Here is a 20,425-nt window from a genome sequence, read left to right as displayed (position 1 = left end):
ATAAATTCTCTAGCTAGAGAGGTGAACATCAGTTTTGGGACGTTATATTTAAGTCTCCCAGAGATGGAATGAGGTAAGTAAGAGTAATCCATAATTATAAATTCACAATAAGCCTTATTATCTTCCTATTATATATTTGTTGAATATAAATATTCATCACTCTAATAAATGCTATTATTTATTGGCTTTAGATGTTATGAATATGGCGTGAATTCATACTTAAGTGTGGTTAGATCTAATCCACTATTTAATATATTCATACTAATAAATAAGAACTAATAAGTTTCAATTGATGAATTTATTATTTATTAATGGCATAGTTGTCAACTATCCCATTTTGTGATGTGATCATCTTGTTGATTTTATTACTGGTGCTTATAATTTGATGGTTTGATATTCCTGATGTAAATTACTGTATGAGCATATATAAGATACTTTATGTGAATATCTTGTTCACGCACTTATCTATGGGCGTTATTGACTGAAAGGTAGGGAGGGAATTAATACTTTTGCATTTATACAAGGATGAGACTCATTTTACCTGACAAGAGTAATGATGAGAACATTGGCATCGTTAATAGTAAGAGAATAAAGATATTTTGAGGTATGTAAAAGTATCAGCAGGATTCTTCTATTAATCATGTCATCTGCATAAAGATCAGTGGAGTTAAGCATGCTTGAACACAACTTAGTAGCCGACGACCAAGTAACTAAAAAAGAAGGTAGTGATGTTCACTTAAGAAGTGTCGATCTCAATTTATTAACGGTTTTTGATGCGGTGATGCAAATGCATAATGTAACACGTGCAGCCCAGTCACTGGGGATGTCCCAGCCTGCGGTGAGTAACGCAGTCGCTCGCTTGAAAGTGATGTTTAATGATGAGCTGTTTGTTCGTTATGGCCGTGGTATCCAGCCTACCGCCAGGGCTCGTCAGTTGTTTGGCCCGGTTAGACAAGCTCTGCAATTAGTTCAAAATGAGTTACCCGGTGCGGGCTTTGAAGCCAAAAAAAGTGGGCGAATCTTTAATCTATCTATTTGTAGCCCGTTAGATATTAGATTGACGGCACAAATAATAGAAAGTGTTAAGCAATTAGCGCCTAATGTTCAACTCATTATCAAATCCTATTTGAATGATAATATTGAGCATCAGTTACGTTATCAAGAGACCGAGTTTGTGATAGGTTATACCAAGTTTGAGCGCCCAGACTTCCATTACTTATCAATATCTAATGATGAGTCCGTTTTGGCGGTCTCAAAAAATCACCCCCGTATTGATAATTCAATTACGCAAGAACAGCTCCTTTCAGAGTCACACGCGGTAGTGTCATTGGATAAAGTAGGTTCTTTCAGTGAGCATTATTATGAATCAGAGATAAGTGCTCAAACTATTGTATATGAAAGTACCGATATGAATAGTGTGCTTAATATTGTATCCCAAACTTGCTTTGTGGCGATTGCTCCTCGCTGGCTTGTTCAAACATACAGTGAAGCACTTAATCTGAAACTTATCTCTTTACCTTGGAAGGAAACATGCCGCCCATGTTATCTCACGTGGCACGAATCTACTGATAGAGATAAAGGCCATCAGTGGATGAAAGAGTTACTCAGCCAATTGGATACTCCTGAGTAATTACTTTTGTTAACCCCTGCTGCTGGAATCATATTATTTTCAGTGGCAGGTAAAGGTAACAACTAAATTAAAACATGTTTTGTTTCCAGCCATTGGTCAGTTCAATACAACGTTATTGCCGTGTTTACCCCTCACTCTTATGGTTCTAAACGCTCTCTTTTTCATCAAAGTCAATTTCAGCTCACACTTCTACTCTGAATTTTGTTTGCCATAGCCAATAGAGCAGGTAGACTGCGCGAAAAAAAGTGAACACATGTAAGCTGAATGCCAATTAGTGGTAAGTTACAGTACACTTTAATGAATAATCAATACCCAATAGATTTCAAGGTGTAGCAAGGCGGTAAATGAAAGGCTCCCAATGAACGGACTCCGTCATGTGATTTGGATGAGCACCCGCCATCACACAGTAGCAACTTGGAAGACAGCAAGTATATAGCGAGCGGCGATGTTATGACCCACACATTAGAGCAATACCACCTTGTGCGCCGTCTGCGCCAACAAATCAGCCACCGTGCTGACCAGATAGCTTTGCGTGAATGGTCACCCGAGGGTGAAAAACAACTAAGCTGGCAGCAGGTTGACACGCATGTCACCCGGATTTCAGCAGCTTTGTTATCCCTCGGGGTTGCCATTCAGGAGCGTATTGGGATTTTTGCCAACAACAGTATGACTTGGTCGTTGGCGGATTTAGCTATTTTACAGTTGCGTGGCGTCAGCGTCCCACTGTATGCCACCAATACCAGCACTCAGGCTGCTTATGTGCTCAATGATGCCGATGTGCGTATTTTATTTGTCGGTGGACAGACACAATTTGATGTTGCTGCAACACTAAAGCCGCTGTGCCCGCAACTTGCTCAAATTATTGTATTAGACCCCGCAGTCGATTTGCGCGGTTGTGAATATGCCCAACACTTAGCTGATTTTGAGCAACAACCTGATGCGGTCCAACAGCACCTACTCACTACGCGTATAGATAGTTGCGACTTAAATGATTTATTCACACTGATTTATACCTCGGGTACCACGGGTGAACCTAAAGGTGTGATGCTGGATTACCGTAATATGGCAGCCCAGCTTTATTTGCACGATCAGCGCTTAACCCTGACAGCAGAGGATGTCTCTCTTAGTTTCCTGCCGTTATCCCATGTGTTTGAGCGGGCGTGGAGCTTCTATGTAATGCATACCGGCGCGCAAAATGTCTATATCAGCGACACTGATTGGGTGCGCTCGGCAATGCAGGCAGTAAAGCCGACAGTGATGTGTGCCGTCCCTCGTTTTTACGAGAAGGTATTCAGTGCCATCAATGACAAAGTTGCTCTGGCAAAATGGCATCGCCGGCTATTGTTTCGCTGGGCGGTAGGTCGGGGTGAGCGCAAATTCCAAAGCCTGCAACGTGGGGAAACATTATCATTGCTATCCGAACAGATGTACCAGTTGGCGGATCGTCTGGTGTTGAGGAAATTGCGAGGGGTGTTGGGGGGTAGAGTGCGCTTTTTACCGGCCGCCGGTGCTCGGTTAGATGACAATATCATCCTGTTTTTCCAGTCCATCGGTATCAACATTAAGTACGGCTATGGCATGACCGAAACCTGTGCCACCGTCTCTTGTTGGGAAGAGCACGACTTCCGGTTCGGCTCTATCGGTAAGCCATTACCGGGGATTGATGTGCGTTTGGGCGCAGAGAATGAAATTCAGGTACGTGGCCCGATTGTGATGCGTGGTTACTTTAATAAACCGCAACAGACGGCAGAGTCGTTCACCGAAGATGGTTGGCTCAAAACGGGGGATGCCGGGGCGTTGGATGCTCAGGGTAATTTGTTTATCACCGAACGGCTGAAAGATTTGATGAAAACCTCCGGCGGCAAATACATTGCGCCGCAAATGATTGAGGGCACACTCGGTCAGGATCGTTTCATTGAGCAGGTCGCGATTATTGCCGATACGCGCAAATTTGTCTCAGCGCTGATTGTGCCCTGTTTTGAATCACTTGAAGAGTATGCCCGTTCGATAAACCTGAAATACCATGACCGGTTAGAGTTGTTACGCCATAGCCATATTGTCGGTTTGTTTGAACAAAGACTGAAAGATATGCAAAAAGAGTTGGCGATGTTCGAGCAGGTTAAGCGCTTTACGTTGTTACCACAGGCATTCACCATGGAAACCGGTGAACTGACACCGACGATGAAATTGCGTCGCAAAATCATTCTCCAGCGTTATCAGAATGAAATTGATTCGATGTACCGTGATTAATCGATAGTGTTATTACGTTGCTGTCTGTTGTTAACAGGCAGCCGCTGTTTTTCTGAACGTTCAGCACTTTCGCCACCTGGCTCGGTATCGCCCCCTGTTTTTCTTCCTCCGATGCATAAAAATTATCAGCCTAATTAAGTTCTATGATTGGTCATCTTGGCGGTGTTTAAACTAAGGTCACTCCTTAACAGGCAGTGTTTTATGTTTGGAATGTAAGCAAAAACAGAGCACGACCAACAGAATTGTCTTTAGCGCAGCGAATTGCCATTTGCCTGCCAGAAAATCTGACGTTATGTTAATAAGTTGGTTACGTTAAAAATAATAAATATAGGAATCAGGGCGTAGTGCCTTTCCTACAGGATCCCGTGGAAATGACTTCCCGTTATCCAATGAGCAAACAAAGCCTGGAGGCAAAACCCATGGAGATGTTGTCAGGAGCCGAGATGGTTGTCCGGTCGTTAATCGACCAGGGCGTGAAGCATGTATTCGGTTATCCCGGCGGGGCCGTACTTGATATCTACGATGCCCTGCATACGGTCGGCGGCATCGATCACGTGCTGGTACGCCATGAACAAGGCGCGGTTCACATGGCCGATGGTTATGCTCGGGCAACCGGTGAGGTTGGCGTGGTGCTAGTCACTTCCGGCCCTGGGGCGACCAATGCCATTACCGGTATTGCTACCGCGTATATGGATTCTGTACCGATGGTGGTGCTTTCCGGTCAGGTACCTAGCTCATTGATAGGTTACGATGCTTTTCAGGAATGTGACATGGTGGGGATCTCCCGACCAGTGGTGAAACACAGTTTTCTGGTGAAGCGCACTGAAGATATTCCAATGGTACTGAAAAAAGCCTTCTATCTGGCATCGACTGGCCGCCCAGGTCCGGTCGTTATAGATTTGCCAAAAGATATCGTTGGCCCTGCGGTAAAAATGCCTTACGCCTACCCGGATCAGGTTAGCTTGCGCTCTTATAACCCCACGGTACAAGGCCATCGTGGGCAGATTAAACGCGCGCTGCAAACTATTCTGACGGCTAAAAAACCCATCATGTATGTCGGCGGTGGGGCGATTAATTCTGCCTGCCACGAAGAGCTGCTAGCTCTTGCTGAGCAACTGAATTTGCCGGTGACCAGCTCTTTGATGGGGCTGGGGAGCTTCCCGGGCACTCATCGCCAAAGCGTGGGTATGTTGGGGATGCACGGGACATTCGAAGCCAATATGGCGATGCACAATACGGATCTGATTTTTGCCGTTGGCGTGCGCTTTGATGACCGAACCACCAATAATCTGGCGAAATACTGTCCGAATGCCACTGTGGTACACATTGATATCGACCCGACTTCAATTTCGAAAACCGTAAATGCCGATATTCCGATTGTTGGTGATGCCAAACAAGTCTTGGTACAGATGCTGGAGCTGCTGTCTCAGATTGATTGCACACAAGATTGCGATAGTTTACGTGATTGGTGGCAATCCATCGAACAATGGCGTGCCCGTAATTGTCTGAGTTACAACAAAGACAGTGGAAAAATCAAGCCGCAGGCAGTGATCGAAACCCTACATCGCCTCACCAGCGGTGATGCTTATGTCACCTCTGATGTCGGTCAACACCAGATGTTCGCCGCACTTTATTATCCGTTTGATAAACCACGCCGTTGGATTAACTCAGGAGGCCTTGGGACGATGGGCTTTGGCCTGCCGGCAGCGCTTGGCGTTAAACTGGCGTTACCAGACGAAACGGTAGTTTGCGTTACCGGTGATGGTAGCATCCAGATGAATATTCAGGAGTTATCTACTGCACTGCAATATAACTTGCCAGTGCTCGTGCTGAACCTGAACAACCGCTATCTCGGCATGGTGAAACAGTGGCAGGATATGATCTACTCTGGCCGCCACTCACAGTCTTATATGGATTCGCTGCCTGACTTCGTCAAATTGGCTGAAGCCTATGGTCATATTGGTGTTTCCATCCGCACGCCGGATGAGTTGGAAAGCAAACTGGCTGATGCCCTGACACAATTATCCGAGACCAAGCGTTTGGTATTTGTAGATGTGACGGTTGATGAAACGGAGCATGTTTACCCGATGCAGATTCGTGGTGGTGGCATGGACGAAATGTGGCTTAGCAAAACGGAGAGGACATAATTATGCGCCGCCGGATTTTATCAGTTCTACTGGAAAACGAATCAGGTGCCCTCTCAAGAGTGGTGGGCCTGTTTTCTCAACGTGGTTATAACATTGAGAGTTTAACGGTTGCGCCGACCGACGATCCTACACTTTCCCGCATGACGATTCAGACTGTAGGTGATGCCAAAGTTCTGGAGCAGATAGAAAAACAGCTACATAAATTGGTGGATGTACTGCGCGTCAGTGAGCTGGTTTCTGGCTCGCATGTTGAACGTGAGATTATGCTGGTAAAGTTGCAGGCCAGTGGTTACGGGCGTGAGGAAGTGAAACGATGTGCGGAAATATTCCGTGGGCAAATTGTGGATGTTACCGCCACGCTCTACACCGTCCAACTGGCGGGCACCAGTGATAAACTGGATGCATTCCTCAATGCGGTGCGGGAAGTGGCAGAAATTGTTGAAGTTGCCCGCTCAGGCATTGTCGGTGTGTCACGTGGTGACAAGATTATGCGTTAATGAAACTTATTAACACTGACTAATCTCCAATAATCAGGCTCGGCAGGTGTGTCGGGCTTTTTTTTTCTTATTTTTTAACCGAGATAGCGTTATAGGGCGGTTAAAGCGGTTGCTCAATAGTGAGTTCTGCGGTTAGATCTACGTTGTGCTATATCCGTAGTTAAACTATGTCTATAAATCGTGTGTTTTAGCCTGTAACACTGCGGTTTATTGGCGTATTGAGAAATGCTGGGATATTTAGCTCTGGCAGACATCATGCCTTTCATCACTTTATTGGGTTTATAAGGGGTTAATGTGAAACTGGATGAAATCGCGCGTCTTGCGGGTGTTTCGCGTACAACGGCCAGTTATGTCATTAATGGCAAAGCGAAACAGTACCGAGTCAGCGATAAAACAGTAGACAAAGTTATGGCGGTTGTCAGGGAACATAACTATCACCCAAATGCTGTTGCGGCAGGATTGCGCGCGGGCAGAACCCGCTCCATCGGTTTGGTGATCCCGGATCTTGAGAATACCAGCTATACCCGCATTGCAAATTATCTGGAACGCCAGGCGCGCCAGCGCGGTTATCAACTGTTGATAGCCTGCTCGGAAGATCAACCAGATAACGAGATGCGTTGTATCGAACACCTGTTACAGCGTCAGGTTGATGCCATTATCGTTTCTACCGCATTGCCCCCTGAGCACCCTTTTTACCAGCGCTGGGCTAATGATCCATTGCCAATAATTGCATTGGATCGGGCGCTAGATCGGGAGCATTTCATTAGCGTCGTCGGCGCGGATCAAGAAGATGCACTGATGTTGGCACAAGAACTGCGTGCCTTCCCGGCGGAATCTGTATTGTATTTAGGCGCGCTGCCGGAACTATCAGTCAGTTTCTTGCGTGAGATGGGATTCCGTGAGGCGTGGAAAGATGATCCACGTAAAGTCGATTACCTGTATGCCAATAGCTACGAGCGCGAAGCTGCCGGTGTGCTGTTTGCGCAGTGGCTTAAGACCCACCCAATGCCACAGGCGTTGTTTACCACCTCATTCCAGCTACTACAGGGCGTTATGGATGTTACCTTAAAGCAAAGTGGGCGTTTACCCAGTAATCTGGCGATTGCTACTTTTGGTGATAACGAGCTGCTGGACTTCCTTGAGTGCCCAGTACTGGCGGTGGCACAGCGTCATCGCGATGTTGCCGAGCGCGTACTGGAGCTGGTATTAGCCAGTCTGGATGAGCCACATAAACCGAAACCGGGTTTAACCCGTATTCGCCGCAACTTGTTCCGCCGTGGCAGTTTGAGCCGCAAGTAACCGGGTAATAAACATTTCGGTTAGGACGCTTAATACCCAATAGATTTTATGGTGCAGGAGGCAGCAGCGGCCTCAATGAGGTGAGGCCCATGGATGGGCCGAATAGTGAGCACAGCCAACACACCTGCACCATGAAAGATGGCGGGTATTCAAATATAGCCCGCCACGCGGAACAATCGACGGCAATATTCCAGGAAATAGCCGTAAGCCACACCCATCGCCATTGAAACCAACGCGTTACTGGTAACCGCTGTAGTGATTTGCTCTAAATCAGCCCCGACCGACCACAAAATTATGGCATAAACTGGAGACTGGAAGCTGACATAGGCCAGTAAGTCTGCCAGATTCCTTGCCCAAAAATACTTGCCGGCATGATGACGCGCAAAGCGGATAAAAGCATCCCGATACACCCCATAAGGCCAGGCAATAAGGATATTGACCGGTATTGAAACCAGGCGAGAAGAAAGAGACTGCTGGAAGGTCATTCCCGAGATCACGATTTCAATTATCATGCCGATGACAAAACAATACACTACCAGTGCAAAAGTATCGGCTGCGGCACTACGCAGACGGGACCCAGTTGAAAACATTGTCATTAACTCCCTACTTGGGGGAAAAATCTGCCAAAACGCCAATTGATGAGATTATTGGCAGGGTTTATATATTGCTAATCATTTTAATGGCAGGTGATTGTATTGCTTTTTTGCTTTTAATGTAGTTTACAGTGCTATTGTTTGTAATATAACCAGCTCAAAATTTTTATTTTTAACATTTGGCTGATTTTTATACTTTGTACTGTGAGGAATTGAGCTTTTGGTGGTTTTTTAAATGGTAAGGTATCTTGTTTTACTTTAAAAACAGATAGTTGTGTTTCTCCGTTATCAGCAGAGGGGGGCCGGCAAAGGTCAGTCAAATTTAAAATAATGAGTGAGACAAAAACTAAATCATTCAATTTTGCTAATTTAAGATTTATCTGTCTGAAGGCATTCATATTTCAGTGATACTCGGAAATAGACACCAATAATTTATTTCAAAATAGATTAATCCCCGTCGGTTAATTGAAGTAAAATGTCGCGCCAGTAACACTTGTTGTTCTCAAGGTTATTATTGTGTTGCTGTGGGTTTTGCCGTCGATTACCGCTGTTTTTCCTTAGGAGACGCCAGCGGCAGCGGGTTTTGTGCTCAGGCTGTTTATTTTTAGACCGTACAATTTTCATACTAAAAATGAGACATTCCTTGCAGAAGGAAATAATGAGACAATTAATCGACAATTAATTATTTATTTAAGTAGCTGGAATTACTGGCGGAAAAATAGCCCGTTTATCATGACGTTAATTTCTATTACAACCACTAAAATAGCCCCTTCTACGAGATATATCTCAAAAACGGCCCATAAATATTGTCAAAGCGCATCGGCTCTGGCTTGACAAGGTTTTCATACCATCCGTAAACTCTTTAATGTGGGGATTTGTGGGGTAAAGTGGCGAATTGGGTCATGAAGGGGTAACTCAGTCATGTTTCGTGGTGCAACGATGGTTAACCTCGACAGTAAAGGGCGGCTTGCCGTACCTACCCGTTATCGGGATTTACTGAATGAGGAATCGCAGGGCCAGATGGTCTGTACCATAGACCTTCACCAACCATGCCTGTTGCTTTATCCACTCCCTGAATGGGAAATCATTGAACAAAAATTATCCCGTCTGTCGAGCATGAATCCGGCTGAACGTCGGGTTCAGCGTTTGCTGTTAGGGCACGCCAGTGAATGTCAGATGGATGGTGCTGGGCGCTTACTGATCGCAGGAACACTGCGACAGCATGCCGGGCTGAATAAAGAAGTGATGCTGGTTGGGCAGTTCAACAAGTTTGAACTGTGGGATGAACAGACCTGGTATCAACAAGTCAAGGATGACATCGACGCAGAACAGTCCACTCAGGAACCATTGTCTGAGCGGCTACAGGACTTATCGCTATAAGCATGGTAGATAACAACAAAATTGTAGATAACAACTACAAGCATACAAGCGTATTGCTGGATGAGGCGGTAAATGGCCTGAACATCCGCGATAACGGCATCTATATTGACGGAACTTTTGGCCGTGGTGGCCATTCGCGTCTGATTCTGTCCCAGCTTGGGCCAGAAGGGCGTCTGATTGCAATTGACCGTGACCCACAAGCTATCGAAGCGGCAAAATCTATTACAGATCCGCGTTTCTCTATCGTACACGGTCCTTTTTCCGAGTTAGCACATTATGTGCGAGAGCTGGACTTAGTGGGCCGGATTGACGGTGTATTGCTGGATCTCGGGGTTTCATCACCACAGTTGGATGACCCTGAGCGTGGTTTCTCTTTCATGCGTGACGGGCCGTTGGATATGCGCATGGACCCCTCCCGTGGATTATCAGCTGCTGAATGGTTGATGAAAGCCAGCGCTGATGATATCGCGTGGGTGCTGAAAACCTTTGGTGAAGAGCGTTTTGCCAAGCGTCTGGCCAAAGCCATTGTTGAGCGCAACCTTACTCAACCGATGACTCGTACCAAAGAGCTGGCGGATTTGATTGCCAACGCCAGCCCATTTCGCGAAAAGCACAAACATCCTGCTACCCGTAGCTTCCAGGCTATTCGTATCTATATCAATAGTGAGTTGGAAGAGATTGAGCGCGCACTTGATGGAGCACTTGAAGTCCTGGCCCCTGCGGGCCGTTTGTCAGTAATTAGCTTCCACTCTCTTGAAGATCGTATTGTTAAAAACTTTATTCGTCATCACAGCCGTGGACCACAGGTGCCGGCGGGGTTGCCATTGACGGAAGCGCAGTTGCGCAGCATGGGTGGGCGCACATTGAAATCGGTTGGCAAGATGATGCCTCCAGATGCTGAAGTGGCTGAAAACCCACGGGCACGAAGCTCGGTATTGCGTTTTGCCGAGAGGATTAAAGAGTGATAGGCAGCGAACGCCACGGTTTAGTTGGGGTCATCGGCGGTGATTTAATCCGCAATGCGAAGATCCCGTTGATTTTACTGATCGCGGTGTTGGTATCTGCTGTTTTCGTGGTAACCACCGCCCACCGTACACGCTTGTTGACCGCAGAGCGTGAGCAGTTGGTGCTGGAGCGGGACGCGCTCGATATCGAGTGGCGTAACCTGATTCTGGAAGAGAATGCGTTGGGTGACCACAGTCGTGTGGAAAGTATCGCGACTGACAAATTGAAAATGCAACATGTTGATCCATCACAAGAAAATATTGTGGTTAAACAATAAATTTCTCCAATAAATAAAGGAATGAGTCGCCACCATGACGCCTAGCAGCCAAGGTAACGGATGAAAGCAACGCGCCCCGGGAAGTTAAAGCGCCAGGAAGAACAAGCCAGCTTTATTAGCTGGCGTTTTGCGTTGCTGTGCGGCTGTATTTTATTGGCATTGGTCGGTTTGATGTTACGTACTGCATACCTGCAAGTGATTAACCCTGACAGACTGGTGCGTGAGGGTGATATGCGCTCGTTACGGGTACAGGAAGTGCCGACAGCCCGTGGCATGATCAGTGACCGTTCAGGTCGCCCGTTGGCGGTTAGCGTGCCGGTTAATGCGGTTTGGGCAGATCCGAAAGAGCTGACCGAGCGCGGGGGTATTACGTTAGATACTCGCTGGAAAGCGCTATCGGATGCACTGGAAATCCCACTGGATCAATTGGCGGCCCGGATTAATGCTAACCCGAAGGGACGTTTCGTTTATCTGGCGCGTCAGGTTAATCCCGCGATTGGCGACTATATCCATAAACTGAAACTCCCCGGTATCTATTTGCGCCAGGAATCACGCCGTTACTATCCGGCAGGCCAAGTGATGGCACACATTATCGGTGTGACCAACATCGATAGCCAAGGTATCGAAGGGGTTGAGAAAAGCTTTGACCGTTGGCTTACCGGGCAACCGGGTGAACGTACGGTACGTAAAGACCGCTATGGCCGTGTCATTGAGGATATCTCTTCTGTCGATAGTCAGGCAGCACATAATCTGGTGTTGAGTGTTGATGAGCGTTTACAGGCGCTGGTGTATCGCGAATTGAACAATGCGGTGGCATTCAACAAAGCAGAATCAGGCACTGCGGTGCTGGTAGATGTGAGTACCGGCGAAGTATTAGCCATGGCGAATAGCCCGTCTTATAACCCGAATAACCTGACCGGAACGCCGAAAGATGCTATGCGTAACCGGGCGATAACCGATATTTTTGAACCCGGCTCCACAGTGAAGCCCATGGTAGTGATGACGGCATTGCAGCATGGCGTTGTGAAAGAAAACAGTGTGCTGAACACCTTGCCGTACTTTGTTAACGGTCACCAGATTAAAGACGTGGCCCGTTATGCAGAACTATCTGTGACCGGGATCTTGCAGAAGTCGAGTAACGTCGGCGTTTCTAAGCTGGCGTTAGCGATGCCATCCTCAGCGTTAGTAGATACTTACTCACGGTTTGGGTTTGGGAAAGCGACCAATTTGGGGTTGGTCGGAGAAAGCAGTGGCTTATATCCTAAAAAACAACGGTGGTCTGACATAGAGAGGGCCACCTTCTCTTTCGGCTACGGGCTAATGGTAACACCGTTACAACTAGCGCGAGTCTATGCAACCATCGGCAGCATGGGGATTTATCGCCCGCTGTCGATCACTAAAGTTGACCCGCCAGTGGCCGGTGAACGCGTTTTCCCAGAACCGTTGGTTCGTACCGTGGTTCATATGATGGAAAGCGTGGCATTACCTGGCGGCGGGGGCACCAAAGCCGCCATTAAAGGCTACCGTATTGCCATTAAAACCGGTACCGCCAAGAAAGTTGGCCCGGACGGTAAATATATGGACCGATACCTCGCTTACACCGCCGGCGTAGCGCCCGCGAGTAACCCTCGATTTGCTCTGGTTGTGGTCATCAATGACCCGCAGGCAGGGAAATATTACGGTGGTGCGGTTTCTGCACCGGTGTTCGGTGCCATCATGGGCGGCGTCCTGCGTACCATGAACATTGAGCCAGATGCGTTACCCACCGGTGATAAAAGCGAATTAGTGATTAATACAAAAGAGGGTTCAGGTGGCAGATCGTAACTTGCGCGACTTACTCGCTCCTTGGGGGCTAGACGTCCCGGAGCGGGCGCTACGGGAAATGACATTAGACAGCCGTGTTGCCGCTGCCGGGGATTTGTTTGTCGCCATTGTCGGCCACCAGACGGACGGGCGTCGCTATATCCCGCAAGCCATTGCACAAGGTGTTGCGGCAGTGGTCGCTGAAGCCGATGGTGTAGCGCCGGATGCCAGTGTGGTAGAGATGCACGGCATTCCTGTTATTTATTTGCGTAATTTGAATCAACATTTATCCAAGCTGGCGGGGCAATTCTACCATCAGCCGGGTACAGCATTACGTTTGGTCGGTGTGACGGGGACCAACGGCAAAACCACCACCACCCAACTACTGGCACAATGGAGTCAGGCACTGGGGGAAACCAGCGCGGTAATGGGTACAGTTGGCAATGGTCTGTTAGGGCAAGTGATTCCGACGGAAAATACCACCGGTTCAGCGGTTGATATTCAACATTTACTGCGCAATTTGGTTGAGCAAGGGGCTACTTTTGCGGCGATGGAAGTTTCTTCCCACGGTTTGATTCAGAACCGCGTAGCCGCATTGCCGTTTGCAGCAGCAGTGTTTACTAACTTAAGCCGCGATCATCTGGATTATCACGGTAATATGGCGGGTTATGAGGCGGCAAAATGGTTGCTGTTCTCCACCCATCAATCCGAACATAAAATTATCAATGCTGATGACGAAGTCGGTCGCCGCTGGTTAGGGCAGTTGCCGCAAGCTGTTGCTGTCAGCATGGAAGACAAAGTTCCTACGGGCTGGAATGGCCCATGGTTATCGGCGAGTAACGTTGATTATCACGATAACGGTGCCAGCATCACTTTTGACTCAAGCTGGGGCGAAGGCCAATTAGAAAGCCGTCTGATGGGGGCGTTTAACGTCAGTAATCTGCTGGTGGCACTGTCAACCCTCCTTTCTCTGGGGTATCCGTTAGCACAATTATTAGCAACAGCACCAAGCCTGCAACCGGTGTGCGGGCGTATGGAAGTGTTTAACGCGCCCGGTAAGCCGACGGTGGTCGTGGATTATGCCCACACCCCGGATGCCTTGGAAAAGGCCCTGGCTGCGGCCCGCTTACACTGTAAAGGCCAGTTGTGGTGTGTGTTTGGTTGCGGTGGTGATCGTGACAAAGGTAAACGCCCACTTATGGGCGGTATCGCAGAACAACTGGCGGATCGGGTGGTCATCACCGACGATAACCCGCGCAGTGAAGAGCCGCAGGCTATCGTGGCGGATATTCTCAGTGGCTTGCTGGATGCCGGGCATGCATTGGCAATTCATGGCCGTGCTGAAGCGGTGACCAGTGCCATTATGCAAGCCAAAGAAGAAGATGTCGTGCTGGTGGCGGGTAAAGGACATGAAGATTACCAATTAGTGGGTAATCGCCGCTTGGATTATTCAGACAGAGTTACCGTCGCCCGTTTATTGGGGGTGATGGCATGATTAAGGTCTCACTGCATTTCCTGTCTACGCTGCTTAATGCTGAATATATTGGCAGTGAAAACGTCGACATCACCGAAGTGACCATTGATACCCGTAAGGTCACACCGGGGTGTTTGTTCGTGGCGCTGAAAGGCGAGCGTTTTGATGGGCATGATTTTGCAGAAGATGCTGTTGCCGCAGGTGCAGGCGCTTTGCTGGTAAGTAAACGCTTACTGGTGGGAGCCCCTCAGTTAGTGGTCAAAGACACTCGTCTGGCACTGGGGCAATTTGCTGCGTGGGTGCGTGAGCAAGTGCCTGCTCGGGTGGTGGCTTTAACCGGCTCATCCGGTAAAACCTCGGTAAAAGAAATGGTTGCCGCCATTTTGCGTCAATGCGGCAATGTGCTGTATACCGCCGGTAACTTCAATAACGATATTGGGGTGCCACTGACTTTACTGCGTTTGACGCCTGAACATGATTTTGCCGTGATTGAGTTGGGTGCTAATCATGTGGGCGAAATCGCCTACACCACGGATTTAAGCCGCCCTGAAAGTGCTTTGGTTAATAATTTAGCGGCCGCTCATCTGGAAGGTTTTGGTTCACTGGCAGGGGTGGCGAAGGCCAAAGGTGAAATTTTTGCCGGGTTGCCTGCTAACGGGACGGCAATTATTAATGCTGACAGCAATGACTGGCCGCATTGGCAGGAAATGCTGCACAACAAGCGCGTTTGGTATTTTTCACCTCGCGGCGCAGAAGATATCGATTTCTATGCCAGTGATGTGCGTATTACACCACAGGCGACACATTTTACCCTGCATTCGCCATTTGGCACTATAGCCATCGAATTACCACTGCCGGGGCGGCACAATATTGCTAACGCCTTGGCTGCAACGGCGTTAGCCATGTCGGTTGGCGCTGATTTAGCTGCCGTCCGCCAAGGGCTGGCACAATTACAAGCTGTACCGGGCCGTTTATTCCCGATTCAATTATCGGCAGGTAAATTGCTGCTCGATGACTCCTACAACGCCAACGTCGGTTCTATGACTGCCGCGGCCCAAGTGTTGGCAGATATGCCCGGCTACCGTGTGTTGGTGGTGGGGGATATGGCCGAATTGGGTGATACCGCTGTGGATTGTCATCGCCAGGTGGGTGAGGCGGCCAGACAGGCGGGAGTCGATAAAGTGCTGAGTGTTGGCACATTGAGTCAAACACTGAGTGATGCGAGCGGTAACGGCGAACATTTTCAGGATAAGAACACATTGGCAGCCCGTGTGAGTGAATTGCTGCTCGAACATCCGGTTATCACCGTCTTAATTAAAGGTTCACGTAGCGCCGCCATGGAAAATGTCGTGCGTGCGTTACAGGAGAATGCATCATGTTAGTTTGGTTGGCTGAATACTTAGTAAAATTTTACTCGGGCTTTAACGTCTTTTCCTATTTGACGTTCCGAGCGATTGTCAGTCTGTTGACGGCACTGTTTATTTCTTTGTGGATGGGGCCGCACCTGATTGCTTATTTGCAGAAATTGCAGATTGGCCAGGTAGTACGTAACGATGGGCCAGAGTCACACTTCAGTAAACGCGGCACGCCGACCATGGGCGGCCTGGTGATTCTGTTCTCTATCACCATTTCAGTGCTGATGTGGGCTTACCCCTCCAATCCGTATGTCTGGTGTGTACTATTCATTCTTATCGGTTATGGCATCGTCGGCTTTATCGATGATTATCGCAAAGTAGTGCGTAAAAACACTAAAGGGTTGATCGCCCGCTGGAAGTATTTCTGGCAGTCAGTGATTGCCCTAGCTGCAGCATTCGCCATGTACAGCATCGGTAAAGACACCGCGGCTACCGAGCTGGTGGTGCCATTTTTCAAAGACGTCATGCCGCAACTGGGTTTGATGTATATCTTGCTGGCTTACTTTGTGATTGTCGGTACCAGTAACGCGGTGAACCTGACTGACGGATTAGATGGTTTGGCCATTATGCCGACCGTGTTCGTCGCCGGTGGTTTTGCCTTGGTTGCCTGGGCGACAGGTAACGTGAATTTCGCCGCATACCTGCACATTCCTTATCTACGCCATGCCGGTGAACTGGTGATTGTCTGTACCGCGATTGTGGGGGCTGGGCTGGGCTTCTTATGGTTTAACACCTATCCGGCACAGGTCTTTATGGGGGATGTCGGCTCGTTGGCCTTGGGCGGTGCGTTAGGCACCATCGCGGTGTTACTGCGCCAAGAGTTCTTATTGGTGATTATGGGCGGGGTATTCGTGGTTGAAACGCTGTCGGTGATCCTACAGGTAGGTTCCTTTAAGTTGCGTGGGCAGCGTATTTTCCGCATGGCCCCGATTCATCACCATTACGAACTTAAAGGCTGGCCAGAACCACGGGTTATCGTGCGTTTCTGGATTATCTCGCTGATGCTGGTGCTGATTGGCCTAGCGACGCTGAAGGTGCGGTAATTATGGCTGATTATCAGGGTAAAAAAGTAGTCATTATCGGGCTGGGGCTAACCGGCCTTTCCTGCGTTGATTTCTTTATGGCGCGTGGTGTTACGCCGCGTGTGATGGATACCCGTATTAATCCACCAGGCCTGGATAAATTGCCTGAAAGCGTTGAGCGCCATGTCGGTGACCTTCATCAGCAGTGGTTATTAGATGCAGATTTGATTGTGGCCAGCCCAGGCATCGCGCTGGCACATCCTGCCTTGAGTGACGCTGCCGAGGCCGGTGTCGAGATTGTCGGCGATATCGAGCTGTTCTGCCGTGAGAATCAGGCGCCTGTAGTGGCGATTACCGGCTCTAACGGTAAAAGCACGGTGACCACGCTGGTGGGCGAGATGGCTAAAGCGGCGGGCTGGCAGGTAGGCGTCGGTGGCAATATCGGTGTTCCGGCACTGACGTTATTGAAACAAGAAAACCAACTGGTAGTACTAGAGCTGTCGAGCTTCCAGTTGGAAACCACTTCAAGCTTGCATGCCAGTGCGGCCACCATCTTGAACGTAACAGAAGATCATACTGACCGTTATCCGTTCGGTTTGCAGCAATATCGCGCAGCTAAACTGCGAGTTTATGAAAACGCTAAAGTCTGTGTGGTGAATGCCGATGACGCGCTTACCATGCCGGTGCGTGGCGCTGATAGCCGCTGTATTAGCTTTGGTGTGGATGTGGGTGACTACCATCTGAATAAGCAGCAGGGAGAAATCTGGCTGCGGGTTCGGGGTGAAAAAGTCTTGAATACCCGCGAAATGAAATTGACCGGTCGCCATAACTATACCAATGCGTTGGCAGCACTGGCGCTGGCTGATGCTGTGGGGATTCCCCGCTCGTCAAGTTTGAAAGCATTGACCACCTTTACCGGTTTATCACACCGCTTCCAACTGGTGTTTGAGCACAATGGCGTGCGTTGGATTAATGACTCTAAAGCCACCAATGTTGGCAGTACGGAAGCAGCGTTGGATGGCTTGCAGGTTGACGGTACCTTGCATTTATTGTTGGGCGGCGACGGTAAATCCGCTGATTTCTCTGGGTTGACGCGTTTTCTACAAGGCGACCATATCAAAATTTACTGCTTTGGCCGTGATGGTGAGCAACTGGCTGAACTGCGCCCTGAGGTCTCTCAGCTTACCGAGACGATGGAACAGGCCATGGTACTGCTGGCGCAGAGACTGGCTCCGGGGGATATGGTGTTGCTGTCTCCTGCTTGCGCCAGTTTGGACCAATTCCGCAGTTTTGAACAACGTGGTGATGAGTTTGCTCGCCTGGCAGAGGAGTTGGGCTGATGCGCATGCCGGGGCTGGGGCTGTTTAATACCGTAAAACATTTTGTGATGGGATCGCGCGAAAGCGACACCACCAGCATGGTGCTTTACGACAGAACCTTGCTGTGGCTGACATTCGGTTTGGCGATTATCGGTTTTGTGATGGTGACATCGGCATCAATGCCGATTGGTCAGCGTCTGGCTAGTGATCCCTTCTTATTTGCCAAACGTGATGCTCTCTATCTGGCACTGGCATTGGGTTTGTCGCTAGTGACATTACGTATCCCGATGGAGGTTTGGCAGCGCTATAGCAATATTATGTTGCTGATTTCGATAGTAATGTTGCTGGTAGTGTTGGTGGTGGGTAGCTCGGTAAACGGGGCATCACGCTGGATTTCATTGGGGCCGCTGCGTATTCAGCCAGCGGAATTATCCAAGCTGTCACTGTTTTGTTATCTGGCCAGCTATCTGGTGCGTAAGGTTGAAGAGGTTCGCAGTAATTTCTGGGGCTTCTGTAAACCGATGGGGGTCATGGTTATTCTGGCGGTGTTACTGCTGGCACAGCCTGATCTAGGCACGGTGGTGGTGCTGTTTATTACCACGCTGGCGATGCTGTTTCTAGCTGGCGCGAAAATGTGGCAGTTTTTGGCGATTATCGGCTCTGGTGTGTTTGCGGTTTGTCTGCTGATTGTTGCTGAACCCTACCGTATGCGCCGTGTGACATCCTTCTGGAATCCATGGGCGGATCCGTTCGGTAGTGGTTATCAGTTAACCCAGTCGCTGATGGCTTTTGGCCGTGGTGAATTCTGGGGGCAAGGCTTAGGTAACTCAGTGCAGAAACTGGAGTATTTACCGGAAGCGCATACCGACTTTATTTTCTCGATTTTAGGCGAGGAGCTGGGGTATTTCGGTGTGGTTCTGGCACTGTTAATGGTATTCTTCGTCGCTTTTCGTGCTATGTCCATCGGCCGTCGCGCGTTGGAGATAGATCAGCGATTTTCTGGCTTTTTGGCTTGCTCAATTGGCGTCTGGTTCAGTTTTCAGGCTCTGGTTAACGTTGGGGCTGCTGCCGGAATGTTGCCGACTAAAGGGTTGACCTTACCACTGATCAGTTACGGTGGTTCGAGCTTGATTATTATGTCAACGGCAATTGTGCTGTTGCTACGCATTGATTTTGAAACACGCCTGGCAAAAGCCCAGGCGTTTGTAAGGAGTGCCCGATGAGTGGCAAGACCAAGCGTTTAATGGTGATGGCTGGTGGCACCGGGGGGCATGTCTTCCCCGGATTGGCCGTGGCACATCATCTGATGGCGCAAGGCTGGCAGGTGCGTTGGCTCGGCACCGCAGACCGAATGGAAGCGTCATTGGTACCCCAAAATGGCATTGAGATTGATTTCATCCAGATTTCTGGTCTACGCGGCAAGGGGCTAATGGCGCAACTGATGGCACCAGTGCGGATTTATCGTGCGGTGCGTCAGGCCAAGAAAATCATGCGTGACTACCAGCCGGACGTGGTGCTAGGCATGGGCGGTTATGTTTCCGGTCCCGGTGGTTTGGCGGCATGGCTGTGCGGTATTCCAGTGGTGTTGCATGAGCAAAATGGCATTGCCGGTTTGACTAATCGCTGGCTAGCCAGAATTGCCAAAAAGGTGTTACAGGCCTTCCCCGGCGCATTCCCAAATGCTGATGTGGTGGGTAATCCGGTTCGTACCGATGTTCTTGCGCTGCCATTGCCGGCGCAACGTTTGGTCGGCCGTGAAGGCCCGGTTCGTGTGTTGGTTATCGGTGGTAGCCAAGGCGCGCGGGTGCTAAATCAGACAATGCCGCAGGTTGCCGCACAGTTGGGTGAGAAAGTCACGCTGTGGCATCAGGTAGGTAAAGGCGCATTGCCAGAGGTATTACAGGCATACCAGCAAGTCGGGCAGGGCGATGATAAGCATAAAATTACTGAGTTTATCGACGATATGGCAGCCGCTTATAGTTGGGCCGATGTGGTGGTGTGCCGTTCAGGTGCGCTGACGGTCAGTGAAATTGCCGCCGCAGGTTTACCGGCGATTTTTGTGCCGTTTCAGCATAAAGACCGGCAGCAATATTGGAATGCACTGCCTCTGGAAAAGGCCGGTGCGGCCAAGATTATCGAGCAGCCGCAATTTAGCGCCGAGGCGGTCAGCAGCTTATTGGAACAGTGGGATCGAGCAACCTTACTGACTATGGCTGAACAGGCAAGGTCCGTGGCTATCCCGGACGCTACTGAGCGCGTAGCTGCTGAAGTGGTCGCGGCCAGTAAGTAATAGTAAAAATAGATAATGAACAGC

At 49.1% G+C, this 20,425-nt stretch carries 17 protein-coding genes; 15 read left to right on the top strand and 2 right to left on the bottom strand.

Annotated elements, in window-relative coordinates:
* The first annotated feature begins 673 nt into the window (after nt 1-673).
* The 5 genes from leuO to cra all read left to right on the top strand — a co-directional run bounded on the left by leuO (nt 674) and on the right by cra (nt 7,823).
* Nucleotides 674-1,630, top strand: a complete 957-nt coding sequence (leuO, locus tag V2A84_RS15460; protein WP_083160545.1) for a transcriptional regulator LeuO — start codon at nt 674-676, stop codon at nt 1,628-1,630.
* A gap of 450 nt (nt 1,631-2,080) precedes the next feature.
* Nucleotides 2,081-3,880 (top strand): AMP-dependent synthetase/ligase, encoded by a 1,800-nt coding sequence (locus tag V2A84_RS15455; RefSeq protein ID WP_083160543.1) that lies wholly within the window; start codon nt 2,081-2,083, stop codon nt 3,878-3,880.
* A gap of 419 nt (nt 3,881-4,299) precedes the next feature.
* Nucleotides 4,300-6,027 (top strand): acetolactate synthase 3 large subunit, encoded by a 1,728-nt coding sequence (gene ilvI, locus V2A84_RS15450; protein WP_083163874.1) that lies wholly within the window; start codon nt 4,300-4,302, stop codon nt 6,025-6,027.
* A gap of 2 nt (nt 6,028-6,029) precedes the next feature.
* Nucleotides 6,030-6,524, top strand: coding sequence for an acetolactate synthase small subunit (ilvN, locus tag V2A84_RS15445; RefSeq protein WP_004388986.1), 495 nt, complete (start codon nt 6,030-6,032; stop codon nt 6,522-6,524).
* A gap of 294 nt (nt 6,525-6,818) precedes the next feature.
* Entirely contained in the window at nt 6,819-7,823 is a 1,005-nt protein-coding gene (gene cra / locus V2A84_RS15440) for a catabolite repressor/activator (RefSeq protein WP_005181395.1), read from the top strand.
* Between the two features lie 149 nt (nt 7,824-7,972).
* Here the strand turns inward: cra and V2A84_RS15435 are convergent, their stop codons facing one another.
* Together V2A84_RS15435 and V2A84_RS15430 are read right to left on the bottom strand one after the other, a co-directional pair.
* Nucleotides 7,973-8,413 (bottom strand): L-alanine exporter AlaE, encoded by a 441-nt coding sequence (locus V2A84_RS15435; RefSeq protein WP_193784727.1) that lies wholly within the window; start codon nt 8,411-8,413, stop codon nt 7,973-7,975.
* A gap of 137 nt (nt 8,414-8,550) precedes the next feature.
* Nucleotides 8,551-8,814 carry a hypothetical protein gene (locus V2A84_RS15430; protein WP_083160539.1) on the bottom strand — a complete coding sequence of 88 codons (264 nt, stop codon included), beginning with the start codon at nt 8,812-8,814 and terminating at the stop codon, nt 8,551-8,553.
* A gap of 523 nt (nt 8,815-9,337) precedes the next feature.
* Here V2A84_RS15430 and mraZ point away from each other — a divergent pair.
* Genes mraZ through murG form a run of 10 tightly spaced genes read left to right on the top strand, consistent with a single transcriptional unit; the run spans nt 9,338 to nt 20,401 of the window.
* Nucleotides 9,338-9,796 carry a division/cell wall cluster transcriptional repressor MraZ gene (gene mraZ / locus V2A84_RS15425; protein WP_004875568.1) on the top strand — a complete coding sequence of 153 codons (459 nt, stop codon included), beginning with the start codon at nt 9,338-9,340 and terminating at the stop codon, nt 9,794-9,796.
* A gap of 2 nt (nt 9,797-9,798) precedes the next feature.
* On the top strand, nt 9,799-10,761 hold the full coding sequence (gene rsmH, locus V2A84_RS15420) for a 16S rRNA (cytosine(1402)-N(4))-methyltransferase RsmH (protein ID WP_083160537.1): 963 nt from the start codon (nt 9,799-9,801) through the stop codon (nt 10,759-10,761).
* Complete coding sequence (gene ftsL, locus V2A84_RS15415) at nt 10,758-11,078, top strand: cell division protein FtsL (RefSeq protein ID WP_083160535.1); 321 nt, start codon at nt 10,758-10,760, stop codon at nt 11,076-11,078. Before rsmH ends, ftsL begins: the two co-directional genes overlap by 4 nt.
* 60 nt (nt 11,079-11,138) lie before the next feature.
* A complete protein-coding gene (locus V2A84_RS15410) occupies nt 11,139-12,902 on the top strand; it encodes a peptidoglycan glycosyltransferase FtsI (protein WP_083160533.1) in 1,764 nt (587 codons plus the stop codon).
* Complete coding sequence (gene murE / locus V2A84_RS15405) at nt 12,889-14,376, top strand: UDP-N-acetylmuramoyl-L-alanyl-D-glutamate--2,6-diaminopimelate ligase (protein WP_193784726.1); 1,488 nt, start codon at nt 12,889-12,891, stop codon at nt 14,374-14,376. Before V2A84_RS15410 ends, murE begins: the two co-directional genes overlap by 14 nt.
* Complete coding sequence (murF, locus tag V2A84_RS15400; protein WP_083160531.1) at nt 14,373-15,737, top strand: UDP-N-acetylmuramoyl-tripeptide--D-alanyl-D-alanine ligase; 1,365 nt, start codon at nt 14,373-14,375, stop codon at nt 15,735-15,737. The genes murE and murF overlap by 4 nt, the downstream gene beginning before the upstream one ends.
* Nucleotides 15,731-16,813, top strand: coding sequence for a phospho-N-acetylmuramoyl-pentapeptide-transferase (gene mraY / locus V2A84_RS15395; protein WP_442848943.1), 1,083 nt, complete (start codon nt 15,731-15,733; stop codon nt 16,811-16,813). Before murF ends, mraY begins: the two co-directional genes overlap by 7 nt.
* 2 nt (nt 16,814-16,815) lie before the next feature.
* A complete protein-coding gene (murD, locus tag V2A84_RS15390; protein WP_083160527.1) occupies nt 16,816-18,132 on the top strand; it encodes a UDP-N-acetylmuramoyl-L-alanine--D-glutamate ligase in 1,317 nt (438 codons plus the stop codon).
* Complete coding sequence (gene ftsW, locus V2A84_RS15385) at nt 18,132-19,334, top strand: cell division protein FtsW (protein WP_083160525.1); 1,203 nt, start codon at nt 18,132-18,134, stop codon at nt 19,332-19,334. Before murD ends, ftsW begins: the two co-directional genes overlap by 1 nt.
* Nucleotides 19,331-20,401 carry an undecaprenyldiphospho-muramoylpentapeptide beta-N-acetylglucosaminyltransferase gene (murG, locus tag V2A84_RS15380; RefSeq protein WP_083160523.1) on the top strand — a complete coding sequence of 357 codons (1,071 nt, stop codon included), beginning with the start codon at nt 19,331-19,333 and terminating at the stop codon, nt 20,399-20,401. Before ftsW ends, murG begins: the two co-directional genes overlap by 4 nt.
* Nucleotides 20,402-20,425 lie beyond the last annotated feature (24 nt).

The organism is Yersinia sp. 2553 StPb PI (assembly GCF_052217105.1).
GTDB classification, from domain to species: domain Bacteria; phylum Pseudomonadota; class Gammaproteobacteria; order Enterobacterales; family Enterobacteriaceae; genus Yersinia; species Yersinia enterocolitica_E.
Note: the sequence above shows the minus strand (reverse complement) of the source record. Positions and strands in the feature narration are given on the sequence as shown.

What these genes read in the sequence shown, in the direction of transcription:
- leuO (WP_083160545.1), top strand. Translation starts at nt 674, where the DNA reads ATGCTTGAACACAACTTAGTAGCCGACGACCAAGTAACTAAAAAAGAA.
- V2A84_RS15455 (WP_083160543.1), top strand. Translation starts at nt 2,081, where the DNA reads ATGACCCACACATTAGAGCAATACCACCTTGTGCGCCGTCTGCGCCAA.
- ilvI (WP_083163874.1), top strand. Translation starts at nt 4,300, where the DNA reads ATGGAGATGTTGTCAGGAGCCGAGATGGTTGTCCGGTCGTTAATCGAC.
- ilvN (WP_004388986.1), top strand. Translation starts at nt 6,030, where the DNA reads ATGCGCCGCCGGATTTTATCAGTTCTACTGGAAAACGAATCAGGTGCC.
- V2A84_RS15435 (WP_193784727.1), bottom strand. Translation starts at nt 8,413, where the DNA reads ATGTTTTCAACTGGGTCCCGTCTGCGTAGTGCCGCAGCCGATACTTTT.
- V2A84_RS15430 (WP_083160539.1), bottom strand. Translation starts at nt 8,814, where the DNA reads ATGAATGCCTTCAGACAGATAAATCTTAAATTAGCAAAATTGAATGAT.
- mraZ (WP_004875568.1), top strand. Translation starts at nt 9,338, where the DNA reads ATGTTTCGTGGTGCAACGATGGTTAACCTCGACAGTAAAGGGCGGCTT.
- rsmH (WP_083160537.1), top strand. Translation starts at nt 9,799, where the DNA reads ATGGTAGATAACAACAAAATTGTAGATAACAACTACAAGCATACAAGC.
- V2A84_RS15410 (WP_083160533.1), top strand. Translation starts at nt 11,139, where the DNA reads ATGAAAGCAACGCGCCCCGGGAAGTTAAAGCGCCAGGAAGAACAAGCC.
- murF (WP_083160531.1), top strand. Translation starts at nt 14,373, where the DNA reads ATGATTAAGGTCTCACTGCATTTCCTGTCTACGCTGCTTAATGCTGAA.
- mraY (WP_442848943.1), top strand. Translation starts at nt 15,731, where the DNA reads ATGTTAGTTTGGTTGGCTGAATACTTAGTAAAATTTTACTCGGGCTTT.
- murD (WP_083160527.1), top strand. Translation starts at nt 16,816, where the DNA reads ATGGCTGATTATCAGGGTAAAAAAGTAGTCATTATCGGGCTGGGGCTA.
- ftsW (WP_083160525.1), top strand. Translation starts at nt 18,132, where the DNA reads ATGCGCATGCCGGGGCTGGGGCTGTTTAATACCGTAAAACATTTTGTG.
- murG (WP_083160523.1), top strand. Translation starts at nt 19,331, where the DNA reads ATGAGTGGCAAGACCAAGCGTTTAATGGTGATGGCTGGTGGCACCGGG.